This window comes from Streptomyces sp. NPDC046887 (assembly GCF_040644755.1).
GTDB lineage: Bacteria > Actinomycetota > Actinomycetes > Streptomycetales > Streptomycetaceae > Streptomyces > Streptomyces lichenis.
The window spans coordinates 56,304-78,273 of sequence record NZ_JBEYXH010000011.1; the positions used below are offsets into that span (position 1 = coordinate 56,304).

Consider the following 21,970-nt stretch of genomic DNA (forward strand, 5'->3'; position numbering starts at 1 on the left):
GCTTTCTGATCCCCGCCGCCTGAGGCGGCAGGGGTCGCAGCGGGCCGACGTACGCCCGCCTCACCCAGTACATCCGGCACCTGCCGAATTAGTGGAAGGACCGCCATCATGGCGAAGCTCTCTCAGGACGACCTGCTCGCTCAGTTCGAGGAGATGACCCTCATCGAGCTCTCCGAGTTCGTGAAGGCCTTCGAGGAGAAGTTCGACGTCACCGCCGCCGCCCCGGTCGCGGTCGCCGCCGGTGTCCCCGGTGCCCCGGCCGCCGAGGCCGCCGAGGAGCAGGACGAGTTCGACGTCATCCTCACCGGCGCCGGCGACAAGAAGATCCAGGTCATCAAGGTCGTGCGCGAGCTGACCTCGCTGGGTCTGAAGGAGGCCAAGGACCTCGTGGACGGCACCCCGAAGCCGGTCCTGGAGAAGGTCACCAAGGAGGCCGCCGAGAAGGCTGCCGAGTCCCTCAAGGCCGCTGGCGCGGGCGTCGAGGTCAAGTGACTCTCCTTCGGGTCCGATGACTCGATGAGCGGGGCCTGAGCGCTCCGTACGGCGCCCGTCAGCGGGCGTCCCCAAGGGCGATCACCCATCCGGGTGGTCGCCCTTCGGCGTGCCCGGGACGGGTGGGGCGGCTGCCTTGCACCGTGCCGCACGAGGGGTATGGTGATCTTCGCCGTGCGCCGCGCGGGGCCGAGGGCCTTGACGAACCGCACGCGGCGCGCAATTCTCAGGACGCGCCGTCACAACGATCCGCATCCGAGGCATGGATCGACGGCGCAGCGGGCAGTATCGATGTGCGCCGACGGCGCGAGGGCCGTGGAGTTGAGAACAACGAGGGATGCGATTTACTCGCCCTGGACATCAGTGAGCCATGTGGCTACACTGTCCCTTTGCGCTGCCTGTTAGCTGCTCCCTGCCCGTCACCAGGGGCATACCCTCGTAAGACCATCATTGGCTCACCTTCCTGACCTGGGCTTTTCCCAGGGTCGTGGAGTGTCGGCCGATATGTCCGCCGAGGGGCCGGTACGCGCGTAGTGAGTCCGAGCCCTCGGAAGGACCCCCTCTTGGCCGCCTCGCGCAACGCCTCGACCGCGAATACGAACAACGGCGCCAGCACCGCCCCGCTGCGCATCTCCTTTGCAAAGATCAAGGAGCCCCTCGAGGTTCCGAACCTGCTCGCTCTGCAGACCGAGAGCTTTGACTGGCTGCTCGGCAACGCGGCGTGGAAGGCTCGTGTCGAGGCCGCTCTGGAGTCCGGACAGGACGTTCCCACCAAGTCCGGTCTGGAGGAGATCTTCGAGGAGATCTCCCCGATCGAGGACTTCTCCGGCTCGATGTCGCTGACCTTCCGCGACCACCGCTTCGAGCCCCCGAAGAACTCCATCGACGAGTGCAAGGAGCGCGACTTCACGTTCGCCGCGCCGCTCTTCGTCACGGCCGAGTTCACCAACAACGAGACCGGCGAGATCAAGTCCCAGACGGTCTTCATGGGCGACTTCCCGCTCATGACCAACAAGGGCACCTTCGTCATCAACGGCACCGAGCGTGTCGTGGTGTCCCAGCTGGTCCGCTCGCCCGGTGTCTACTTCGACTCCTCCATCGACAAGACGTCCGACAAGGACATCTTCTCCGCCAAGATCATCCCGTCCCGGGGTGCCTGGCTGGAGATGGAGATCGACAAGCGCGACATGGTCGGTGTGCGCATCGACCGCAAGCGCAAGCAGTCCGTCACCGTCCTCCTCAAGGCGCTCGGCTGGACCACCGAGCAGATCCTCCAGGAGTTCGGCGAGTACGAGTCCATGCGCGCCACCCTGGAGAAGGACCACACCCAGGGCCAGGACGACGCGCTGCTCGACATCTACCGCAAGCTGCGCCCGGGCGAGCCGCCGACCCGTGAGGCCGCGCAGACGCTGCTGGAGAACCTCTACTTCAACCCCAAGCGCTACGACCTGGCGAAGGTCGGCCGCTACAAGGTCAACAAGAAGCTCGGCGCGGACGAGCCGCTGAACGCCGGCGTGCTCACCACCGACGACGTCATCGCCACCATCAAGTACCTGGTCAAGCTGCACGCCGGCGAGACCGAGACGACCGGTGAGAACGGCAGCGAGATCGTCGTCGAGACCGACGACATCGACCACTTCGGCAACCGCCGCCTGCGCAACGTCGGCGAGCTGATCCAGAACCAGGTCCGTACGGGTCTCGCCCGTATGGAGCGGGTCGTGCGCGAGCGCATGACCACCCAGGACGTCGAGGCGATCACGCCGCAGACCCTGATCAACATCCGGCCGGTCGTCGCCTCCATCAAGGAGTTCTTCGGCACCAGCCAGCTGTCGCAGTTCATGGACCAGAACAACCCGCTCTCGGGTCTGACCCACAAGCGCCGCCTCTCGGCGCTGGGCCCCGGCGGTCTGTCCCGTGAGCGGGCCGGCTTCGAGGTCCGTGACGTGCACCCGTCCCACTACGGACGCATGTGCCCGATCGAGACCCCCGAAGGCCCGAACATCGGTCTGATCGGTTCGCTCGCCTCCTACGGCCGGGTCAACGCCTTCGGCTTCGTGGAGACCCCGTACCGCAAGGTCACCGACGGCCAGGTCACCGACGAGGTGGACTACCTGACCGCCGACGAGGAGGACCGCTTCGTCATCGCGCAGGCCAACGCGCCGCTCAATGACGACCTCCGCTTCGAGGAGGCCCGCGTCCTGGTCCGCCGCCGTGGCGGCGAGGTCGACTACGTCGCGCCCGACGACGTGGACTACATGGACGTCTCGCCGCGCCAGATGGTGTCGGTCGCGACCGCCATGATCCCGTTCCTGGAGCACGACGACGCCAACCGCGCCCTGATGGGCGCGAACATGATGCGCCAGGCCGTTCCGCTGATCAAGGCGGAGGCCCCGCTGGTCGGCACCGGCATGGAGTACCGCTGCGCCACCGACGCCGGTGACGTCATCAAGGCGGAGAAGGACGGTGTCATCCAGGAGGTCTCGGCCGACTACGTCACCGTCGCCAACGACGACGGCACGTACACCACGTACCGCATCGCTAAGTTCTCCCGCTCCAACCAGGGCACCTCGGTCAACCAGAAGGTCGTCGTCTCCGAGGGCGACCGGGTCATCGAGGGCCAGGTGGTGGCCGACGGCCCCGCCACCGAGAACGGCGAGATGGCGCTCGGCAAGAACCTGCTGGTCGCCTTCATGCCGTGGGAGGGCCACAACTACGAGGACGCGATCATCCTGTCGCAGCGCCTCGTGCAGGACGACGTCCTCTCCTCGATCCACATCGAGGAGCACGAGGTCGACGCCCGTGACACCAAGCTGGGCCCCGAGGAGATCACCCGGGACATCCCGAACGTCTCCGAGGAGGTCCTCGCCGACCTCGACGAGCGCGGCATCATCCGCATCGGTGCCGAGGTCGTCGCCGGCGACATCCTGGTCGGCAAGGTCACCCCGAAGGGCGAGACCGAGCTGACCCCGGAGGAGCGCCTGCTCCGCGCGATCTTCGGTGAGAAGGCGCGGGAGGTCCGCGACACCTCGCTGAAGGTGCCGCACGGCGAGACCGGCAAGGTCATCGGCGTGCGCGTCTTCGACCGCGAGGAGGGCGACGAGCTGCCCCCGGGCGTCAACCAGCTCGTCCGCGTCTACGTGGCCCAGAAGCGCAAGATCACCGATGGTGACAAGCTCGCCGGCCGCCACGGCAACAAGGGCGTCATCTCCAAGATCCTGCCGATCGAGGACATGCCGTTCCTGGAAGACGGCACTCCGGTCGACATCATCCTCAACCCGCTCGGCGTCCCGTCCCGGATGAACCCGGGACAGGTCCTGGAGATCCACCTCGGCTGGCTCGCCAGCCGCGGCTGGGACGTCTCCGGCCTCGCCGACGACTGGGCGCAGCGCCTCCAGGCCATCGGCGCCGACTCGGTCGCCCCGGGCACCAACGTCGCCACCCCGGTGTTCGACGGCGCCCGCGAGGACGAGCTGGCCGGCCTGCTCCAGCACACCATCCCCAACCGGGACGGTGAGCGGATGGTGGAGCCCACCGGCAAGGCCCGGATGTTCGACGGCCGCTCCGGCGAGCCGTTCCCGGACCCGATCTCGGTCGGGTACATGTACATCCTCAAGCTGCACCACCTGGTCGACGACAAGCTGCACGCCCGGTCGACCGGCCCGTACTCGATGATCACCCAGCAGCCGCTGGGTGGTAAGGCCCAGTTCGGTGGCCAGCGGTTCGGTGAGATGGAGGTGTGGGCGCTGGAGGCTTACGGCGCCGCGTACGCCCTCCAGGAGCTGCTGACCATCAAGTCCGACGACGTCACCGGCCGGGTGAAGGTCTACGAGGCCATCGTCAAGGGCGAGAACATCCCTGAGCCCGGCATCCCCGAGTCCTTCAAGGTGCTCATCAAGGAGATGCAGTCCCTGTGCCTCAACGTGGAGGTGCTGTCCTCGGACGGCATGTCCATCGAGATGCGCGACACCGACGAGGACGTCTTCCGCGCGGCGGAGGAGCTCGGCATCGACCTGTCGCGGCGCGAGCCGAGCAGCGTCGAAGAGGTCTGACGGGCCCGGCCGGGGCTCCCGCAAGCCAGGAGCCCCGGCCGTCCCCGGGACCGTACAGACCATGATTGAGCGCCCCATTACGTTCGCTGATCTTCACTCGCTGATCACGAGGGGCACGACCCTGAGAGGGATTGACGCATAGTGCTCGACGTCAACTTCTTCGACGAGCTGCGTATCGGCCTCGCCACCGCTGACGACATCCGTCAGTGGTCCCACGGCGAGGTCAAGAAGCCGGAGACCATCAACTACCGCACCCTCAAGCCGGAAAAGGACGGGCTCTTCTGCGAGAAGATCTTCGGTCCGACCCGGGACTGGGAGTGCTACTGCGGCAAGTACAAGCGCGTCCGCTTCAAGGGCATCATCTGTGAGCGCTGCGGCGTCGAGGTGACCCGCGCCAAGGTGCGCCGTGAGCGGATGGGCCACATCGAGCTGGCCGCCCCCGTCACCCACATCTGGTACTTCAAGGGCGTCCCGTCCCGGCTGGGCTACCTGCTGGACCTCGCGCCGAAGGACCTTGAGAAGGTCATCTACTTCGCCGCGTACATGATCACGTTCGTGGACGAGGAGCGCCGCACCCGCGACCTGCCCTCGCTGGAGGCCCATGTCTCCGTCGAGCGCCAGCAGATCGAGAACCGCCGCGACGCCGACCTCGAAGCCCGCGCCAAGAAGCTTGAGACCGACCTGGCCGAGCTGGAGGCCGAGGGCGCCAAGGCCGATGTGCGCCGCAAGGTGCGCGAGGGCGCCGAGCGCGAGATGAAGCAGCTGCGCGACCGCGCCCAGCGCGAGATCGACCGCCTGGACGAGGTGTGGAGCCGCTTCAAGAACCTCAAGGTCCAGGACCTGGAGGGCGACGAGCTGCTCTACCGCGAGCTGCGCGACCGCTTCGGCACCTACTTCGACGGCTCGATGGGCGCCGCCGCGCTGCAGAAGCGGCTGGAGTCCTTCGACCTGGACGAGGAGGCCGAGCGCCTCCGCGAGATCATCCGCACCGGCAAGGGCCAGAAGAAGACCCGTGCGCTCAAGCGCCTCAAGGTCGTCTCCGCCTTCCTGCAGACCAGCAACAGCCCCAAGGGCATGGTGCTGGACTGCGTCCCGGTGATCCCGCCGGACCTGCGTCCGATGGTGCAGCTGGACGGTGGCCGCTTCGCGACCTCCGACCTCAACGACCTGTACCGCCGCGTCATCAACCGCAACAACCGCCTGAAGCGGCTTCTCGACCTCGGTGCGCCCGAGATCATCGTGAACAACGAGAAGCGCATGCTCCAGGAGGCCGTCGACGCCCTGTTCGACAACGGCCGCCGCGGCCGCCCGGTCACCGGTCCGGGCAACCGCCCGCTGAAGTCGCTGTCCGACATGCTCAAGGGCAAGCAGGGCCGCTTCCGTCAGAACCTGCTCGGCAAGCGCGTCGACTACTCCGCCCGTTCCGTCATCGTCGTCGGCCCGCAGCTCAAGCTGCACCAGTGCGGTCTGCCCAAGGCGATGGCGCTGGAGCTCTTCAAGCCGTTCGTGATGAAGCGCCTGGTGGACCTGAACCACGCGCAGAACATCAAGTCGGCCAAGCGCATGGTCGAGCGCGGCCGCACCGTGGTGTACGACGTCCTCGAAGAGGTCATCGCCGAGCACCCGGTGCTGCTGAACCGTGCGCCCACCCTGCACCGCCTCGGCATCCAGGCCTTCGAGCCGCAGCTGGTCGAGGGCAAGGCCATCCAGATCCACCCGCTCGTCTGCACCGCGTTCAACGCGGACTTCGACGGCGACCAGATGGCCGTGCACCTGCCGCTGTCCGCGGAGGCGCAGGCCGAGGCCCGCATCCTGATGCTGTCCTCGAACAACATCCTCAAGCCGGCCGACGGCCGTCCGGTCACCATGCCGACCCAGGACATGGTGCTGGGCCTGTTCTTCCTCACCACCGACGAGGAGGAGCGCGAGGTCAAGGGCGAGGGCCGGGCGTTCAACTCGACCGCCGAGGCGATCATGGCGTTCGACGCCCGGGAGCTCTCGCTCCAGGCGAAGATCGACATCCGCTTCCCGATCGGCACCGTCCCGCCCCGCGGCTGGACTCCGCCGGTCGCCGAGGAGGGGGAGCCCGAGTGGCAGCAGGGTGACAGCTTCCGGCTGCGCACCACGCTGGGCCGCGCGCTCTTCAACGAGCTGCTGCCCGAGGACTACCCGTTCGTCGACTACTCGGTGGGCAAGAAGCAGCTCTCCGAGATCGTCAACGACCTCGCCGAGCGCTACCCCAAGGTCATCGTGGCCGCCACGCTCGACAACCTGAAGTCCTCCGGCTTCTACTGGGCCACCCGCTCCGGTGTCACCGTCGCCATCTCGGACGTCGTCGTCCCGGAGGCGAAGAAGGAGATCGTCCGCTCCTACGAGGCGCAGGACGAGCGGGTCCAGAAGCAGTACGAGCGCGGTCTGATCACCAAGGAAGAGCGCACTCAGGAGCTCATCAAGATCTGGACCAAGGCGACCAACGAGGTCGCCGAGGCGATGAACGCGAACTTCCCGAAGACCAACCCGATCTTCATGATGGTCGACTCGGGCGCGCGCGGAAACATGATGCAGATGCGTCAGATCGCCGGTATGCGTGGTCTGGTGTCGAACGCCAAGAACGAGACGATCCCCCGTCCCATCAAGGCGTCCTTCCGCGAGGGCCTGTCCGTGCTGGAGTACTTCATCTCCACCCACGGTGCCCGTAAGGGTCTGGCCGACACCGCCCTGCGTACCGCCGACTCGGGTTACCTGACCCGTCGTCTGGTGGACGTCTCGCAGGACGTGATCATCCGCGAGGAGGACTGCGGCACCGAGCGCGGTCTGAAGCTGAAGATCGCGGGCCGGGACGAGGCCGGTGTGCTCCGCAAGGCGGACGACGTCGAGACGTCCGTGTACGCGCGGATGCTCGCCGAGGACGTCGTGGTCGACGGCCGGGTCATCGCGCCCGCCAACGTCGACCTGGGCGATGTGCTCATCGACCAGCTGGTCGCGGCCGGCGTCGAGGAGGTCAAGACCCGCTCGGTCCTGACCTGCGAGTCCGCGGTGGGCACCTGTGCCTTCTGCTACGGCCGTTCGCTCGCGACCGGCAAGCTGGTGGACATCGGCGAGGCGGTCGGCATCATCGCCGCCCAGTCCATCGGTGAGCCCGGCACCCAGCTGACGATGCGTACCTTCCACACCGGTGGTGTGGCCGGTGACGACATCACCCAGGGTCTGCCGCGTGTGGTCGAGCTCTTCGAGGCCCGTACGCCCAAGGGTGTCGCCCCGATCTCGGAGGCGGCCGGCCGCGTCCGGATCGAGGAGACCGAGAAGACCAAGAAGATCGTCGTCACCCCCGACGACGGCAGCGACGAGACGGCCTTCCCGATCTCGAAGCGTGCCCGGGTCGAGGTCTCCGAGGGCGAGCACGTCCAGGTGGGCCAGAAGCTCACCGCGGGTGCCACCAACCCGCACGACGTGCTGCGCATCCTCGGCCAGCGGGCCGTCCAGGTCCACCTGGTCGGCGAGGTCCAGAAGGTCTACAACTCGCAGGGCGTGTCGATCCACGACAAGCACATCGAGATCATCATCCGGCAGATGCTGCGCCGGGTGACGATCATCGAGTCCGGCGACGCGGAGCTGCTGCCGGGCGAGCTGGTCGAGCGGTCGAAGTTCGAGTCGGAGAACCGCCGTGTGGTCACCGAGGGCGGTCACCCCGCCTCCGGCCGTCCGCAGCTGATGGGTATCACCAAGGCGTCGCTGGCCACCGAGTCGTGGCTGTCGGCGGCCTCCTTCCAGGAGACGACCAGGGTCCTGACGGACGCGGCGATCAACGCCAAGTCCGACTCCCTGATCGGCCTGAAGGAGAACGTGATCATCGGTAAGCTCATCCCGGCCGGTACGGGCCTGTCCCGCTACCGCAACATCCGGGTCGAGCCGACCGAGGAGGCCAAGGCCGCGATGTACTCGGCCGTCGGCTACGACGACATCGACTACTCGCCGTTCGGCACCGGCTCCGGCCAGGCCGTTCCGCTGGAGGACTACGACTACGGTCCGTACAACCAGTAAGTAGCGATACGAAGGGCGGCCACCCCCGCGGTCGGGGGGTGGCCGCCCTTCGGCGTACCCCGGGGCCTCAGCGGCCGCCGCAGGGCCTTCCACGGGCCCTGGTGGCCGTGGGACGCCCCTGCCGGGGGACCCGCGGGCCGCCCGCCGTACAGGCCCCGGCCGGAGGCTTCCGGGGGCGCGAGGCCCGGGGCGAAGGAGGCGTCCAGGGGCGCGAGGCCCGGGGCGAAGGAGGCGTCCAGGGGCGCGAGGCCCCGGGCGAACGAACCGTCCACTGGGTGGGCATGGTCATTTGTTTTGACCCAGGTCCATACGGTAGGTACGCTCAGACCTTGTGCCTGGGGTGTGCCTGGGCTCGTGTGCGTGTCCTCAGCCGCACGGCGAGCCGGTCACGGCCACCGCGATCCGCGCCTCTTCCGCTTCACCGTGGAAGTCCGCGGTATCCGACACACCCGACCGCGTGGGTCGGCGATGTTCCAGGTTAGCTTTACTACACGGCACACAGAAACCGGAGAAGTAGTGCCTACGATCCAGCAGCTGGTCCGGAAGGGCCGGCAGGACAAGGTCGAGAAGAACAAGACGCCCGCACTGGAGGGTTCGCCCCAGCGCCGCGGCGTCTGCACGCGTGTGTTCACGACCACCCCGAAGAAGCCGAACTCGGCCCTGCGTAAGGTCGCGCGTGTGCGTCTGACCAGCGGCATCGAGGTCACGGCCTACATCCCGGGTGAGGGACACAACCTGCAGGAGCACTCCATCGTGCTCGTGCGTGGTGGCCGTGTGAAGGACCTGCCGGGTGTTCGCTACAAGATCATCCGCGGTTCGCTGGACACCCAGGGTGTCAAGAACCGCAAGCAGGCCCGCAGCCGCTACGGCGCCAAGAAGGAGAAGTAAGAATGCCTCGTAAGGGCCCCGCCCCGAAGCGCCCGGTCATCATCGACCCGGTCTACGGCTCTCCTCTGGTGACCTCGCTCATCAACAAGCTCCTCCTGAACGGCAAGCGCTCCACCGCCGAGCGCATCGTCTACGGCGCCATGGAAGGCCTCCGCGAGAAGACCGGCGGCGACCCGGTCATCACGCTGAAGCGCGCGCTGGAGAACGTCAAGCCGTCGCTCGAGGTCAAGTCCCGCCGTGTCGGTGGCGCCACGTACCAGGTGCCGATCGAGGTCAAGCCCGGTCGCGCCTCCACGCTCGCGCTGCGCTGGCTCGTCGGCTACTCCCGCGCCCGTCGCGAGAAGACCATGACCGAGCGCCTCATGAACGAGCTGCTGGACGCCTCGAACGGCCTCGGCGCCTCGGTCAAGAAGCGTGAGGACACGCACAAGATGGCCGAGTCCAACAAGGCCTTCGCGCACTACCGCTGGTAGTCGCACCCCACATCGAGACCGAGAGAAGACTGAAGCCTTATGGCTACCACTTCGCTTGACCTGGCCAAGGTCCGCAACATCGGGATCATGGCCCACATCGACGCGGGCAAGACGACCACCACCGAGCGGATCCTGTTCTACACCGGTGTCTCCTACAAGATCGGTGAAGTCCACGACGGCGCTGCCACGATGGACTGGATGGAGCAGGAGCAGGAGCGCGGCATCACCATCACGTCCGCCGCGACGACCTGCCACTGGCCGCTGGAAGACGTTGACCACACCATCAACATCATCGACACCCCGGGCCACGTCGACTTCACCGTAGAGGTGGAGCGTTCGCTCCGCGTGCTCGACGGTGCCGTGACGGTGTTCGACGGCGTCGCCGGTGTCGAGCCGCAGTCCGAGACCGTCTGGCGTCAGGCGGACCGCTACGGCGTTCCGCGTATCTGCTTCGTCAACAAGCTCGACCGCACCGGCGCCGAGTTCCACCGCTGTGTCGACATGATCAAGGACCGGCTGGGTGCCCAGCCGCTGGTCATGCAGCTGCCGATCGGTGCCGAGGCCGACTTCAAGGGCGTCATCGACCTCGTGACGATGAAGGCCCTGGTCTGGTCGGCCGAGGCCGCCAAGGGCGAGATGTACGACACCGTCGACATCCCGGACACCCACACCGAGGCGGCCGAGGAGTACCGCGGCCTGCTGATTGAGGCCGTGGCCGAGAACGACGAAGAGATCATGGAGCTGTACCTGGAGGGCCAGGAGCCCACCGTGGAGCAGCTGTACACCGCGATCCGCCGCATCACCATCGCCTCCGGCAAGTCCAACGACACCACGGTCACCCCGGTGTTCTGCGGCACCGCGTTCAAGAACAAGGGCGTCCAGCCCCTGCTCGACGCGGTCGTGCGCTTCCTCCCCTCCCCGCTCGACGTCGAGGCCATCGAGGGCCACGACGTGAAGGACGCGGAGACGGTCGTCAAGCGCAAGCCGTCCGACCAGGAGCCGCTGTCGGCGCTGGCGTTCAAGATCATGAGCGACCCGCACCTCGGCAAGCTCACCTTCGTCCGGATCTACTCCGGTCGCCTGGAGTCCGGCACCTCGGTGCTGAACTCCGTCAAGGGCAAGAAGGAGCGCATCGGCAAGATCTACCGTATGCACGCCAACAAGCGTGAGGAGATCGAGGCGGTGGGCGCCGGCGACATCGTCGCCGTGATGGGCCTGAAGCAGACCACCACCGGTGAGACGCTGTGCGACGACAAGCAGCCGGTGATCCTGGAGTCCATGGACTTCCCGGCGCCGGTCATCGAGGTCGCGATCGAGCCCAAGTCCAAGGGTGACCAGGAGAAGCTGGGTGTCGCCATCCAGCGTCTCGCGGAGGAGGACCCCTCCTTCCAGGTGCACACCAACGAGGAGACCGGCCAGACCGTCATCGGCGGTATGGGCGAGCTTCACCTTGAGGTGCTGGTCGACCGGATGAAGCGCGAGTTCAAGGTCGAGGCCAACGTCGGCAAGCCTCAGGTCGCGTACCGCGAGACGATCCGCAAGGCCGTCGAGCGCGTGGACTACACCCACAAGAAGCAGACCGGTGGTACCGGTCAGTTCGCCAAGGTGCAGATCGCGATCGAGCCGATCGAGGGCGGCGACGCCTCGTACGAGTTCGTCAACAAGGTCACCGGTGGCCGCATCCCCAAGGAGTACATCCCCTCGGTGGACGCGGGCGCGCAGGAGGCCATGCAGTTCGGCATCCTGGCCGGCTACGAGATGACGGGCGTCCGCGTCACGCTTCTCGACGGTGGCTACCACGAGGTCGACTCCTCGGAGCTCGCCTTCAAGATCGCCGGTTCGCAGGCCTTCAAGGAGGCCGCGCGCAAGGCGTCCCCCGTGCTCCTTGAGCCGATGATGGCCGTCGAGGTCACCACGCCCGAGGACTACATGGGCGACGTCATCGGCGACATCAACTCCCGCCGTGGCCAGATCCAGGCCATGGAGGAGCGGGCCGGCGCCCGGGTCGTCAAGGGCCTGGTGCCGCTCTCGGAGATGTTCGGCTACGTCGGCGACCTCCGCAGCAAGACCTCGGGTCGCGCAAGCTACTCGATGCAGTTCGACTCCTACGCCGAGGTTCCCCGGAACGTCGCCGAGGAGATCATCGCGAAGGCCAAGGGCGAGTAACCACCCAGGTACACGCTTTAGGCTTGACACCATGCGCCGGGGGCCCGGTCCCGAACCCGAGGCCGGCCCCGGCGGATGGCACCCCAGCAAAGATCACCTGGCGCCGATGAGTAAGGCGTACAGAACCACTCCACAGGAGGACCCCAGTGGCGAAGGCGAAGTTCGAGCGGACTAAGCCGCACGTCAACATCGGCACCATCGGTCACATCGACCACGGTAAGACGACCCTCACGGCCGCCATTACCAAGGTGCTGCACGACGCGTACCCGGACCTGAACGAGGCCTCGGCCTTCGACCAGATCGACAAGGCTCCCGAGGAGCGCCAGCGCGGTATCACCATCTCCATCGCGCACGTCGAGTACCAGACCGAGGCGCGTCACTACGCCCACGTCGACTGCCCGGGTCACGCGGACTACATCAAGAACATGATCACCGGTGCGGCGCAGATGGACGGCGCCATCCTGGTGGTCGCCGCCACCGACGGCCCGATGCCGCAGACCAAGGAGCACGTGCTCCTGGCCCGCCAGGTCGGCGTCCCGTACATCGTCGTCGCGCTGAACAAGGCCGACATGGTGGACGACGAGGAGATCCTGGAGCTCGTCGAGCTTGAGGTCCGTGAGCTCCTCACCGAGTACGAGTTCCCGGGCGACGACGTTCCGGTCGTCCAGGTCTCGGCGCTCAAGGCGCTTGAGGGCGACAAGGAGTGGGGCGAGAAGCTCCTCGGCCTCATGAAGGCCGTGGACGAGTCCATCCCGCAGCCCGAGCGTGACGTCGACAAGCCGTTCCTGATGCCGATCGAGGACGTCTTCACGATCACCGGTCGTGGCACCGTCGTCACCGGTCGTATCGAGCGTGGTGTCCTCAAGGTCAACGAGACCGTCGACATCATCGGCATCAAGACCGAGAAGACCACCACCACGGTCACCGGCATCGAGATGTTCCGCAAGCTGCTCGACGAGGGCCAGGCCGGTGAGAACGTCGGTCTGCTGCTCCGCGGCATCAAGCGCGAGGACGTCGAGCGCGGCCAGGTCATCATCAAGCCGGGCTCGGTCACCCCGCACACCGAGTTCGAGGCGCAGGCCTACATCCTGTCCAAGGACGAGGGTGGCCGCCACACGCCGTTCTTCAACAACTACCGCCCGCAGTTCTACTTCCGTACCACGGACGTGACCGGCGTGGTGACCCTCCCCGAGGGCACCGAGATGGTCATGCCGGGCGACAACACCACCATGTCGGTTCAGCTGATCCAGCCGATCGCCATGGAGGAGGGCCTGAAGTTCGCCATCCGTGAGGGTGGCCGGACCGTCGGCGCCGGCCAGGTCACCAAGATCACCAAGTGATCCCGGCGGTCTGACCCGCTGCGGCTTCGGCCGCGGAAGGCCCGACCGGACCTGGTAGCTCCTGCGAGCTGCGTGGAGGGCCCCGTACCGCGAGGTACGGGGCCCTTCGCCATGCCCGGGGGGCGGGCGGGTTAGGTGGTTCGCGGCCGCCGGCGCGGCCTCGGGGCCAGGCCGTGCCAGATGCGGGCGGCCCTCGGTTCCTCGGCCACCCCGGTGGCGACCAGCTCGGTGAGTACGGGGACCAGGTCCGCGTACCGGCCGTCCGCCGCGGTCTTCAGCGCGGCGGCCAGCGCGCTCAGCACCGCGCCGCCGTGCGGTTGCCGGCTGTGGGTGATCGCGGCGAACGCCGCCAGCGGCAGATCGCGCCCGGCGGCGACCGGGTCCAGGACGAGGGGGACGTTGTGCGGCCCGAGGGCCAGGCGGCGGACGGTCAGCGCCGCCCACTCGGGCGTCCCGATCCGCAGCGGCCCGGCGGCCCGGCGCGCGGTGGCGGTGTCCCGGCAGAGCGCCACCAGTACCGGCGGCAGCCGGTGGACCGCGTACAGCCGGGTCAGCTGGTGCCCCCAACTTCCCTGCCGGTCGGGCCCGTTGCCTCCGGTCGTGTCCAGGGCGAGCAAGTAGCCCCCTTCCCCGCCGGGCCGCTCCATCCGCAGCAGCAGGTCGAACCCGCCACCCCGCCGCAGCAGCCGCACGCCCGCCGGCACGGGAAGCTGCACCCCGAGTGTGCGAAAGGTCCGCACGAGCAGGGCCGGGTCGTCGGAGCACAACGGCCGGGCGGAGTGCTGCGGGGAGTGGGTGGGGGAGGGGAGCGGACCGGTCGGGTCGTCGCGGTGCAGGGCTTCCATGCCCGGGACGGTAGGGGCGGGCTCGGTCTGGCATATGCCATACGGGCATGCGCCACCCGATGGGGTGTATATACGCGCAGGTGTGCCACCGCCGGTGAGGTCCCGAACGGGAGGCTCATGCCCCTCCGGCCCCGGAAATCCCGGTGCGGCGCGCCCCGCCGACTGCCATGCTCCCCTCCGATGAACCGCGACCTGATATCCCACCGCGCCCACGCCGACCACCCGATCGCCGCCCCGCTCGGCGACGACTCCGTGGCACGCCTCCTGCACCGCGCCGTCCCGCGCGCCGACGCCCGCGTCCTGGACCTCGGCTGCGGGGGAGGGGAGTGGCTGCTGCGCACCCTCGCCGCGCACCCGGACGTACGCGCCGAGGGCGTCGACCTCTCCGAGCCCGCCCTCGCCGCCGCCCGCCGCGCCGCCGACGCCGCCGGAGTCGGAGACCGGCTGACCCTGCACCGCCAGGACGCCGCCGCCTTCACCGCCCCGTACGGCTTCGACCTGGTCCTCAGCGTCGGCGCCACCCACGCCTTCGGCGGCCTGCTCCCCACCCTCGCCACCGCCCGCCAGCACCTGGCCCCCGGCGGCCGCGTCCTGGTCGGCGACGCCTACTGGCAGACCGAACCCACCCCCGCGGCCGTCGAGATGCTCGGCGACTACGCCGACCTGCACACCACCGTCGACCGGGTCGCCGCCGACGGCTGGACCCCCCTCTACGGCCACCTCAGCACCCGCCACGAGCTGGACGACTACGAGTGGAACTGGACCGGCACCCTCTCCACCTGGGCCCTGGACCATCCCGACGACCCCGACAGCGCCGACGCCCTCACCGCCGCCGCCACCCACCTCGACGAGTGGCGCGTCTACCGAGACTCCTTCGGCTTCATCTGCCTGGTCCTACGCCCAACGCCCCCAACGCTCCCGTCCACCCCTACTCGTTGACCATCCGCACCGCCCCATCCCCCCGGCCCGTCCCGAAGTCCGTGAACTCCGCGTCCCACCGCGCGCCCAGCTCCACCAACAGCTCCTGCGGCGGAGCCCCACCGGTGGCCGCGTTGAGATCGGCCATCTCCGCGAAGAACCCGTCCATGGCCGGGGAGGTCAGGAAGAAGAAGTCCACCGGCACCGCACCGGCGTTGTACGGCCGGTGCACCGCCCCGCGCGGCACCAGCGCGTAGTCCCCCGGCCCCAGCACCACCGTCCGCCCGTCCACCTCCAGGCTCAGCTCACCGCTCACCACATGGAACGCCTCCTCATGGTGATGGTGCACATGCGGAGGCGGCCCGGCGGTCCCCGGCGCATGGGTGTACTCGATCAGCGAGTACGCCCCGGCGGTCTGCGCCCCGCCGAGCTTCACGGTCATCGGCATCCCGGTCGGACCCTGGATATGCGTGCCGCCGTCGGCCGTGACGACGATCGGATAGCTCATGACGACCTCCGAGCCGGGAGGCGACCGGATACGGATACGGGGCGGGTAACCCGGGGTGCGGAGACGGCTGGCCCCGCCCCCGCACCCCCAGTCTGCGCCCGTCTCCGCCGCCCCGCCGTCCCACAGCTCACCCAGCCGGTAGTGCCCCGTCCAGGGCGACGGCGGCCGGGTCGAGCGCGGTCCGCCCGTCCTCGATGTCCCACAACGCGTTCTGCAGCAGCCGCCCCCGGGTCCAGCCGGCCGCCCGCGCCCGGTCCAGGCCGAGCACCTCCGTGAGCAGGTCGAACCGGCGCCGCACCACCCGCGCGGCGCCGCCCGTCACCACGACCTCGTCCCAACGGCTGTCCAGCGCGGGCCACAGGTCGAACCCGGGGTCCCCGGCGAGCGGCTCGGGGTCGATGGCGAGCCACGGTTCACGCTCCGCGGCGAGGACGTTGCCGTAGTGCAGGTCCCAGTGCAGCAACCGCCCACCCCCGCCCGCTTCGCCGACCAGTTCGGCCACCGCCGCCGCCCAGCCCCGCAACCGCTGCCGATGCTCGGGATCGGCCAGGCCGGTCATGGCTGCCGGAGCCTGCTCCACCATCTCCGACGCGATCTCGTCCAGCCGCCTCAGTCCCGGGGGCGCCGGAGCCGCGACCAGCCGCGCCAGCAGCTCGGCGAGGGTTCCCATCGCGAGGTCGTCGTCCGCCACCGAGGCCAGTGTCCGGCCGCCCTCCAGCCGCTCCAGGAGCATGGCGCTGCTCTCCGGGTCGTGGTCCAGCAGCCGTACGGCCCCCCGACCGCCCCACGCCCGAAGCCCGACGACCGCGGCCGTGGTCTCCTCCCTGGGCAGCTGCAACCTGAGCACCGCACGCGCGTCGCCGTCCCCGCGCCGCAGCACCGGCAGAACGAGCGCGGCCTCCCCGGCCATCGGCTCCCCGTCCCGCTCCAGCCCCCAGCGCTCCAGCAGCTCCCCGGCCAGCGCGGGCACCCCGGCGAGCCAGGCCCGCCCGGGCTCGCCGAAGGCCCTGGCGTACGACGACGCCAGGGCCTCGGGGATCCCGATCAGTGTCAAAGCTGGTCCTCCCCGGCGGAGGGCTCTCTGTCGGTTGCTTCCTCGGTGAAGATGTCGGCGGTGGAGGCTGCGGTGCCCGCTCGCTGGGTCCATGTCTTGAGGAGGTCGAAGTCGCGGCAGGTGGTGATTCGCTCGCGAACCTCTTCCGGGATGTCGATGCCGCGTCCTTCGAGGACGAGGAGCAGGCCCTTCTGGCAGCCCTGCTGGCGGCCCTCTTCGCGGATTTCCTCCACGATCCATGACGTGTAGAAGGACTTGTCCATAGCCATCAGGTTCCTCCCGTGTTCGGAGACCGGGCGCACGCCCGGGCCCTGGCGTGCGACGACGCCAGGGCCTGGGCGGGATGCGGTCAGTGCCGGTCTTCCTCGGAGGAGGGCTCTTCGTCGGGTGCGTCCTGGCCAAGGACTTCGGCGGTGGACTCGGCGGTGATGGCCCGCTGGAACCATGTCTTGAGGACGTCGAGGTCGTGGCAGGTGGTGATCCGCTCGCGAGCCTCCTTGGGCACCTCGATGCCGCGGGCCTGCAACAGCTCCAGGATGCTGCTCGCGCGGTCCTGCTCCCGGCCTTCTTCCCGGCTTTCGTCGCGGATTTCCTCCACGATCCAGGACTTGTAGAAGGAGGTGTCGACGACCATCAGGTTCCTCCACTGTTCGCGGACGGGGCGCTTGCCCAGGCCTTGGGTGACGAGTTCACTCAGAGGGATGGAGAGCTTTTCCGGGAGTGTCCCCAGGGCGCTGGAGACGGCTTTCAGTATGGCACCGACGTCCGGATTGTCGGCGTGGGTGATCGCGGCGAGGGTGGCGAGGACGGGGTCCTTGCGGGCCTCGGTCTCCTGGGTGATGACCGGCATGTTGTGGGGGCCGGCGACCAGGGGACGCAGGATCAGTGAGGCCCACTGGGGTGGTCCGAAGTGGACCGGTTGTGAGGCCCATTCGGCGGTTGCCCGGTCCTGGCAGACGACGAGCAGGACGGGGTGCTGGCCGTACTTGTTGAACAGGTAGCTGAGGTAGTAAGCCCAGCTGGCGGGCTTGGCGGGGTCGCGTTTGCCCTGGGCTTCGACGGCGAGGAGGAATTCGCCTTCCTCTTCGGTTTCGAAGCGCAGGAGGGTGTCGAGTCGCCGTTCCAGGGGGCGGGTCTCGGTGAGGTCGGTCGGTAAGGCGGTCACCGAGACGAGGGTGCCGAAGGGCACGCCCAGTACCTCGGCCACGCTGGCGAACAGCGCCGGATACTCCTCGAAGATCCGGTGCATCGCCTCATGGGGCGAGCTGACCATCGGACTCCTTCTGGTTGTCGGACGGGGTGAGACCCCCGGGCCCGCTTGCTCAGGCCGCCTCGGGGGCGGCCGTGGCCGCTTCTCGGCAGTCGCGGCAGCGGGCGGTCGGGTCGGGGGAGCGGAAGGACCGGTCGCAGCCGGTGCAGTTGATCAGTGGGTCGGGGGCCTTCGGGCCCGGCGGCAGCGCGGGCAGCGGTGGCGGGAGATGGGCGGTGAGCCGGTGAGCCAGGAAGCCGGCGGGCCGGGTCAGTAGCGGTGGCAGGCCGGTGGTGAGGGCGAGGCGTACGGCCTCGGGGGCCACCTCGCGCTCCAGCCAGGCCGCCACCGCGGGGGTGAGCCGCCGGACCTCCCGTTCGCCGAGGACCAGCCGGGGATCGTCGCGGCGCAGCCCGGCCAGCAGGTCGGCGGCCAGACGGTGGCGCTCCGGGTCGAGGCTCTGGGGGGTGGGAAGCGGTGGTGGTGGCGGGGAGGGCGCCGGTTCCGCCGCCGGGGGTGCTGGTTCCGCCGGTGATGGTGGCGGTACGGGGGCGGGGGCCGGTGTCGGGGACGAGTCGCCGGGCGGTACGGGATCGGGCTCCGGCTCCGCCGCGTCCGGGTGGTTGTACGAGACGGTCCGGGTGACGACCTTGCCGTTGGGCAGCCGCTCCCGGGTGCGCGAGAGGTAGCGGTGCTCTTCCAACTCCCGCAGGGCGGCAGCGATCCGGTGCTCGCTCTCGGGGAAGCGGTCGGCGAGGACCTTGATGCCGACCTTCGCCCCGTCGGGCAGGGACTGGATGTGGACGGCGAGCCCGATCGCGACCAGCGACAACTGGTGATGCTGGGCGAGGTGGTTGCCGACGACCGTGAAGCGGGTCGTGTGCCGGGTTTTGACATGAATCACGCCGGAAGGAGTGACGCGGCGGGGATGGTGGAACGGGGCGCGCGAGGGCGCGCTAGGGTGCTGGACAGCCATGGGGAAGGTTCTGCTTCCTTGGTGGTCAGGCCCTCGGTCGGAAGGTGAGAGTTCCGGTCGGGGGCCGACGTATGTCTGGGTGATCGCCGCGAGCATATGCCTGCCAACCCACCCGAATGCCAGCCCGATTGGACAAAGTCACCCGGGAGGGTGACGGGTACCGGAGGGCAGGTGGGGTGGGTGGTTTCCCGGTCCTTTCCTTCTTCCCTTGGTTTTCTCACGTCGGGCCGCGCCGCGTCGTGGACCACCGGGTCGTGGAATACCGCGACCCGGTCCCGTCGGCCTCGGAGCCGGTCAGGCGGCCGGTCAGGGTACGAGATCCAGTTCCGCCCAGACGGTCTTCCGGGGCACCGGCCCGACCGTCACACCCCAGCGGTCGGCGAGCGCCTCGACGATCAGTAGCCCGCGCCCCGACTCGGAGTCCTCGGGCGGCACGACCGGCGTTCCCGGGTCGGGCGGGAGGCGGTCGTTCCGGGTGTCGCTGACGGCGACGCGCAGCCGCTTCCCGCCGTCATCGACGGCGAGCTCCAGCCGGAAGTCCCGTCCGGGCACCCGGCCGTGGACCATGGCGTTGGACGCCAACTCGGCGACGACCTGCGCGGCCGTCTCCGAGGGCAGCCCCTGGTAGGCGAGTTGGGCGACCGTCAGCAGGCGCGCGAGCCGCGCGCCTCGGGGAGTCGGGGAGAGCAGGACGGTGAACTGCCAACCTGCGGACACGGATTCAGGGTGAGTGATTTCGTGATGCACATCACTCAGCGTGGCCCGATGTGCGTACGCTGAGAAGAGCGGCGCGTGTACGGACAGTTACTGTCAAGGCGTTGTACAGGCCAGTCCACCGTGTACACCGGCGCATCCAAGGAGCAGTTGGGGACGACGGGTGAAGGCAGGGGTCGTATGACGGACGAGAGCGGTACGGCAGGGGCGGACGACCCGGACGCGGAGATCGACTTGGAGGACGACGAGTCGACCGCGGTCATGGTGGCGGTAGGGCGCCAGATCAAGCTGTGGCGTGAGGGGGCCGGGCTGAAGGTGATCGAGTTCGCCAAGTTGCTGGAGTACGGCGACAACCTGGTCTACAAGGTCGAGGGGGGCAAGCGCATCCCCAAGCCGGAGTTCTTGGACAGGGCGGACGCGGCACTGAAGGCAGGCGGCAAGATCGCCGCGATGAAGCAGGACGTGGCGGAGGCCAGGTACCCGAAGAAGGTCCGGGACCTGGCGAAGCTGGAGCGCAACGCGGTGGAGATGGGCGCGTACGCGAGCGGCATCGTGCAGGGACTGCTGCAGACCGAGGAGTACGCCCGGGCGCTGTGCGCGGAGCACCGTCCGGCGCTCTCACCGGACCAGGTGGAGCGGGTGGTCGCCGGTCGGCTGGGGCGGCAGTCGGTGTTCGAGCGGAAACCCGCACCTCTGTTGACCTTCGTCCAAGAGGAGGCCACGCTGAGGCGGCCGACCGGAGGCAGAACGGTTCTGCGCCGGCAGCTGGAACACCTGCTGGAGCTGAGCGCGTTGCGGCATGTCGAGATCCAGGTGATGCCGACGGAGACCGAGGAGCACGCGGGTCTAGGTGGCTCGCACCGGGTGCTTAAGCTGAACGATGGCAAGACTGTCGGGCACGTTGAAGTCCAGCTCACCAGTCGGTTGATCACCGAGCCCAAGGAGGTCCAGGTCCTTGAGATGCGCTACGGACTGATCAGGGCACAGGCGCTGACGCCTCGGCTGTCACGGGCCTTCATCGAAAAACTGTTGGGAGAGACATGAGTGCCAAGCCCTCGGCCGGAGATCGCTCCGGGCTGACGTGGGTCAAGAGCAGTTACAGCACGTCTGACGGGCCCGATTGCGTCGAGGTCGCCACGGATGTTGATGCCATCCACGTCCGGGACTCCAAGAACGTGCCGGGACCGCAGCTCGGGTTCACTTCCACCGCCTGGGCGGACTTCGTCGCGTACGCGTCCGGGAGCTGATCCCAGCACGCAACGCGCGCCCCGCCCCCGGTCATCGCCGGGGCCGGGGCGCGCTGTTGTTCGCCGTCCGGAAGGCCCGGGTCTCAGTCCGCCCGGAGGAACGCCGAGGTGGAGACCCGGCCCAGCAGGGTGAAGCGGGAGCCGCCGCGGGCCAGATGGGCGTCGGCGGCCTGCTGGACGCCGGGCCACTTGTTGTCGCCGTAGTCGTCGAGGACGACCACGGCGCCCGGGGCGGCGATCTCCTCGACCCATTCCAGGTCCGCGGCCACGCCGTCCGCCGAGTGGTCACCGTCCACGATGATCACGCCGTAGGCGCGGTCGGAGACGGCCTTGCGGACCTCGGGGTCGGAGGAGAAGCCGCGCTGGATGCGGGAGGTGTACGCGCCGGGGCTGCCGCCCAGTGCCAGGTTGGCGCGCACCACGTCCTCGCGGACCGGGGTGCCGGTCGGGTCGGCCTTGCCCGCGGTGCCGGGCTGGAGCTGGGAGCCGGCCAGCGGGTCCACGATGGTCAGCTCGGGCTCGATGCCCGCGCGGTGCATCATGCGGAGCAGCGCGGAGGCGAACTGGCCGTAGAGGGTGCCGATTTCCAGGATGCTGCCGTTGGGCGGGGTGAGCAGCGGGACGGTGGCCAGCTTGCCGCAGATGTTGGAGGTGGACCCGGCCAGTCGGCCGATGCCCAGGGCCTCCTGGGCGACCAGGGTGCGGAACGCGGTGACCACCGCGCGGCGGGCGTGCTCGGGGCTGCCGCTGACCGTGCCGACCTGGCGGACCAGGGTGTCGATCACCTGCGGGGTGGGCATCCGGTGGGCGCCGCGGCCGGTGCCGTCGACCAGCAGGCCGAGTGCGTACTGCCGCTCCCGGAGCTCCGCGACCTCCTTCGCCAGCGCCGCCAGCTCGGTCCGCAGCGGACGGGTCGCGCGTTCCGCGGTCTTGCGCAGATGGGGTTCGGCGAGCCGGTAGGCCGGTCGCAGGAGCCGCTTCGCCAACCGTGGGGTGTCTGGGGCCATGCC

Annotated in this window: 18 protein-coding genes; 10 read left to right on the top strand and 8 right to left on the bottom strand. The window is 68.9% G+C overall.

Annotated features, from left to right (window positions below; translation table 11 throughout):
• The first annotated feature begins 108 nt into the window (after nt 1-108).
• The 7 genes from rplL (at nt 109) to tuf (ending at nt 13,449) form a co-directional block, all read left to right on the top strand.
• A complete protein-coding gene (rplL, locus tag ABZ945_RS13525) occupies nt 109-492 on the top strand; it encodes a 50S ribosomal protein L7/L12 (RefSeq protein ID WP_361267865.1) in 384 nt (127 codons plus the stop codon).
• A 563-nt stretch (nt 493-1,055) separates the two neighbouring features.
• Complete coding sequence (gene rpoB, locus ABZ945_RS13530) at nt 1,056-4,541, top strand: DNA-directed RNA polymerase subunit beta (protein ID WP_361267867.1); 3,486 nt, start codon at nt 1,056-1,058, stop codon at nt 4,539-4,541.
• Nucleotides 4,542-4,682: 141 nt separating this feature from the next.
• The gene (locus ABZ945_RS13535; protein WP_361267869.1) at nt 4,683-8,582 is read left to right on the top strand and encodes a DNA-directed RNA polymerase subunit beta'; all 3,900 of its coding nucleotides are present in this window, start codon (nt 4,683-4,685) and stop codon (nt 8,580-8,582) included.
• A gap of 516 nt (nt 8,583-9,098) precedes the next feature.
• On the top strand, nt 9,099-9,470 hold the full coding sequence (gene rpsL / locus ABZ945_RS13540) for a 30S ribosomal protein S12 (protein ID WP_003948652.1): 372 nt from the start codon (nt 9,099-9,101) through the stop codon (nt 9,468-9,470).
• A 2-nt stretch (nt 9,471-9,472) separates the two neighbouring features.
• Nucleotides 9,473-9,943, top strand: a complete 471-nt coding sequence (rpsG, locus tag ABZ945_RS13545; RefSeq protein WP_361267871.1) for a 30S ribosomal protein S7 — start codon at nt 9,473-9,475, stop codon at nt 9,941-9,943.
• A gap of 39 nt (nt 9,944-9,982) precedes the next feature.
• Nucleotides 9,983-12,109: an elongation factor G gene (gene fusA / locus ABZ945_RS13550; protein ID WP_361267873.1), complete on the top strand. Its 2,127-nt coding sequence runs from the start codon at nt 9,983-9,985 to the stop codon at nt 12,107-12,109.
• A 146-nt stretch (nt 12,110-12,255) separates the two neighbouring features.
• Nucleotides 12,256-13,449 carry an elongation factor Tu gene (tuf, locus tag ABZ945_RS13555; RefSeq protein WP_248636137.1) on the top strand — a complete coding sequence of 398 codons (1,194 nt, stop codon included), beginning with the start codon at nt 12,256-12,258 and terminating at the stop codon, nt 13,447-13,449.
• Nucleotides 13,450-13,580: 131 nt separating this feature from the next.
• Here tuf and ABZ945_RS13560 read toward each other — a convergent pair whose 3' ends face one another.
• Nucleotides 13,581-14,294, bottom strand: a complete 714-nt coding sequence (locus ABZ945_RS13560) for a hypothetical protein (protein ID WP_361267875.1) — start codon at nt 14,292-14,294, stop codon at nt 13,581-13,583.
• A gap of 180 nt (nt 14,295-14,474) precedes the next feature.
• Between ABZ945_RS13560 and ABZ945_RS13565 the strand changes: the two genes are divergently transcribed.
• Nucleotides 14,475-15,233 carry a class I SAM-dependent methyltransferase gene (locus ABZ945_RS13565; RefSeq protein ID WP_361267877.1) on the top strand — a complete coding sequence of 253 codons (759 nt, stop codon included), beginning with the start codon at nt 14,475-14,477 and terminating at the stop codon, nt 15,231-15,233.
• Here the strand turns inward: ABZ945_RS13565 and ABZ945_RS13570 are convergent.
• The 6 genes from ABZ945_RS13570 to ABZ945_RS13595 all read right to left on the bottom strand — a co-directional run bounded on the left by ABZ945_RS13570 (nt 15,223) and on the right by ABZ945_RS13595 (nt 19,746).
• Nucleotides 15,223-15,720 carry a cupin domain-containing protein gene (locus tag ABZ945_RS13570; RefSeq protein WP_361267879.1) on the bottom strand — a complete coding sequence of 166 codons (498 nt, stop codon included), beginning with the start codon at nt 15,718-15,720 and terminating at the stop codon, nt 15,223-15,225. The two genes, ABZ945_RS13565 and ABZ945_RS13570, sit on opposite strands and share 11 nt — an antisense overlap.
• Nucleotides 15,721-15,847: 127 nt before the next feature.
• Nucleotides 15,848-16,774, bottom strand: coding sequence for an aminoglycoside phosphotransferase family protein (locus ABZ945_RS13575; protein ID WP_361267881.1), 927 nt, complete (start codon nt 16,772-16,774; stop codon nt 15,848-15,850).
• Nucleotides 16,771-17,037, bottom strand: a complete 267-nt coding sequence (locus ABZ945_RS13580) for a hypothetical protein (RefSeq protein ID WP_361267883.1) — start codon at nt 17,035-17,037, stop codon at nt 16,771-16,773. Before ABZ945_RS13580 ends, ABZ945_RS13575 begins: the two co-directional genes overlap by 4 nt.
• Before the next feature lie 86 nt (nt 17,038-17,123).
• Complete coding sequence (locus ABZ945_RS13585) at nt 17,124-18,047, bottom strand: hypothetical protein (RefSeq protein WP_361267885.1); 924 nt, start codon at nt 18,045-18,047, stop codon at nt 17,124-17,126.
• 49 nt (nt 18,048-18,096) lie between these two features.
• Complete coding sequence (locus ABZ945_RS13590; RefSeq protein WP_361267886.1) at nt 18,097-18,999, bottom strand: helix-turn-helix domain-containing protein; 903 nt, start codon at nt 18,997-18,999, stop codon at nt 18,097-18,099.
• A 306-nt stretch (nt 19,000-19,305) separates the two neighbouring features.
• Nucleotides 19,306-19,746, bottom strand: a complete 441-nt coding sequence (locus ABZ945_RS13595) for an ATP-binding protein (protein WP_361267888.1) — start codon at nt 19,744-19,746, stop codon at nt 19,306-19,308.
• Nucleotides 19,747-19,893: 147 nt separating this feature from the next.
• On the opposite strand from ABZ945_RS13595, the gene ABZ945_RS13600 reads away from it, so the two are divergent.
• Nucleotides 19,894-20,757, top strand: coding sequence for a helix-turn-helix transcriptional regulator (locus ABZ945_RS13600; RefSeq protein ID WP_361267890.1), 864 nt, complete (start codon nt 19,894-19,896; stop codon nt 20,755-20,757).
• Nucleotides 20,754-20,960 (top strand): DUF397 domain-containing protein, encoded by a 207-nt coding sequence (locus ABZ945_RS13605; RefSeq protein WP_361267892.1) that lies wholly within the window; start codon nt 20,754-20,756, stop codon nt 20,958-20,960. The genes ABZ945_RS13600 and ABZ945_RS13605 overlap by 4 nt, the downstream gene beginning before the upstream one ends.
• Before the next feature lie 83 nt (nt 20,961-21,043).
• Here ABZ945_RS13605 and ABZ945_RS13610 read toward each other — a convergent pair whose 3' ends face one another.
• The gene (locus ABZ945_RS13610; RefSeq protein ID WP_361267894.1) at nt 21,044-21,946 is read right to left on the bottom strand and encodes a class I SAM-dependent methyltransferase; all 903 of its coding nucleotides are present in this window, start codon (nt 21,944-21,946) and stop codon (nt 21,044-21,046) included.
• Nucleotides 21,947-21,970 lie beyond the last annotated feature (24 nt).

Bases quoted from the DNA above. Each gene is read 5' to 3' on its own strand.
- rpsG (WP_361267871.1), top strand. From the start codon at position 9,473: ATGCCTCGTAAGGGCCCCGCCCCGAAGCGCCCGGTCATCATCGACCCG.
- fusA (WP_361267873.1), top strand. From the start codon at position 9,983: ATGGCTACCACTTCGCTTGACCTGGCCAAGGTCCGCAACATCGGGATC.
- ABZ945_RS13585 (WP_361267885.1), bottom strand. From the start codon at position 18,047: ATGGTCAGCTCGCCCCATGAGGCGATGCACCGGATCTTCGAGGAGTAT.
- ABZ945_RS13570 (WP_361267879.1), bottom strand. From the start codon at position 15,720: ATGAGCTATCCGATCGTCGTCACGGCCGACGGCGGCACGCATATCCAG.
- ABZ945_RS13600 (WP_361267890.1), top strand. From the start codon at position 19,894: ATGACGGACGAGAGCGGTACGGCAGGGGCGGACGACCCGGACGCGGAG.
- ABZ945_RS13580 (WP_361267883.1), bottom strand. From the start codon at position 17,037: ATGGACAAGTCCTTCTACACGTCATGGATCGTGGAGGAAATCCGCGAA.
- ABZ945_RS13565 (WP_361267877.1), top strand. From the start codon at position 14,475: ATGAACCGCGACCTGATATCCCACCGCGCCCACGCCGACCACCCGATC.
- ABZ945_RS13560 (WP_361267875.1), bottom strand. From the start codon at position 14,294: ATGGAAGCCCTGCACCGCGACGACCCGACCGGTCCGCTCCCCTCCCCC.
- ABZ945_RS13590 (WP_361267886.1), bottom strand. From the start codon at position 18,999: ATGGCTGTCCAGCACCCTAGCGCGCCCTCGCGCGCCCCGTTCCACCAT.
- ABZ945_RS13605 (WP_361267892.1), top strand. From the start codon at position 20,754: ATGAGTGCCAAGCCCTCGGCCGGAGATCGCTCCGGGCTGACGTGGGTC.
- rplL (WP_361267865.1), top strand. From the start codon at position 109: ATGGCGAAGCTCTCTCAGGACGACCTGCTCGCTCAGTTCGAGGAGATG.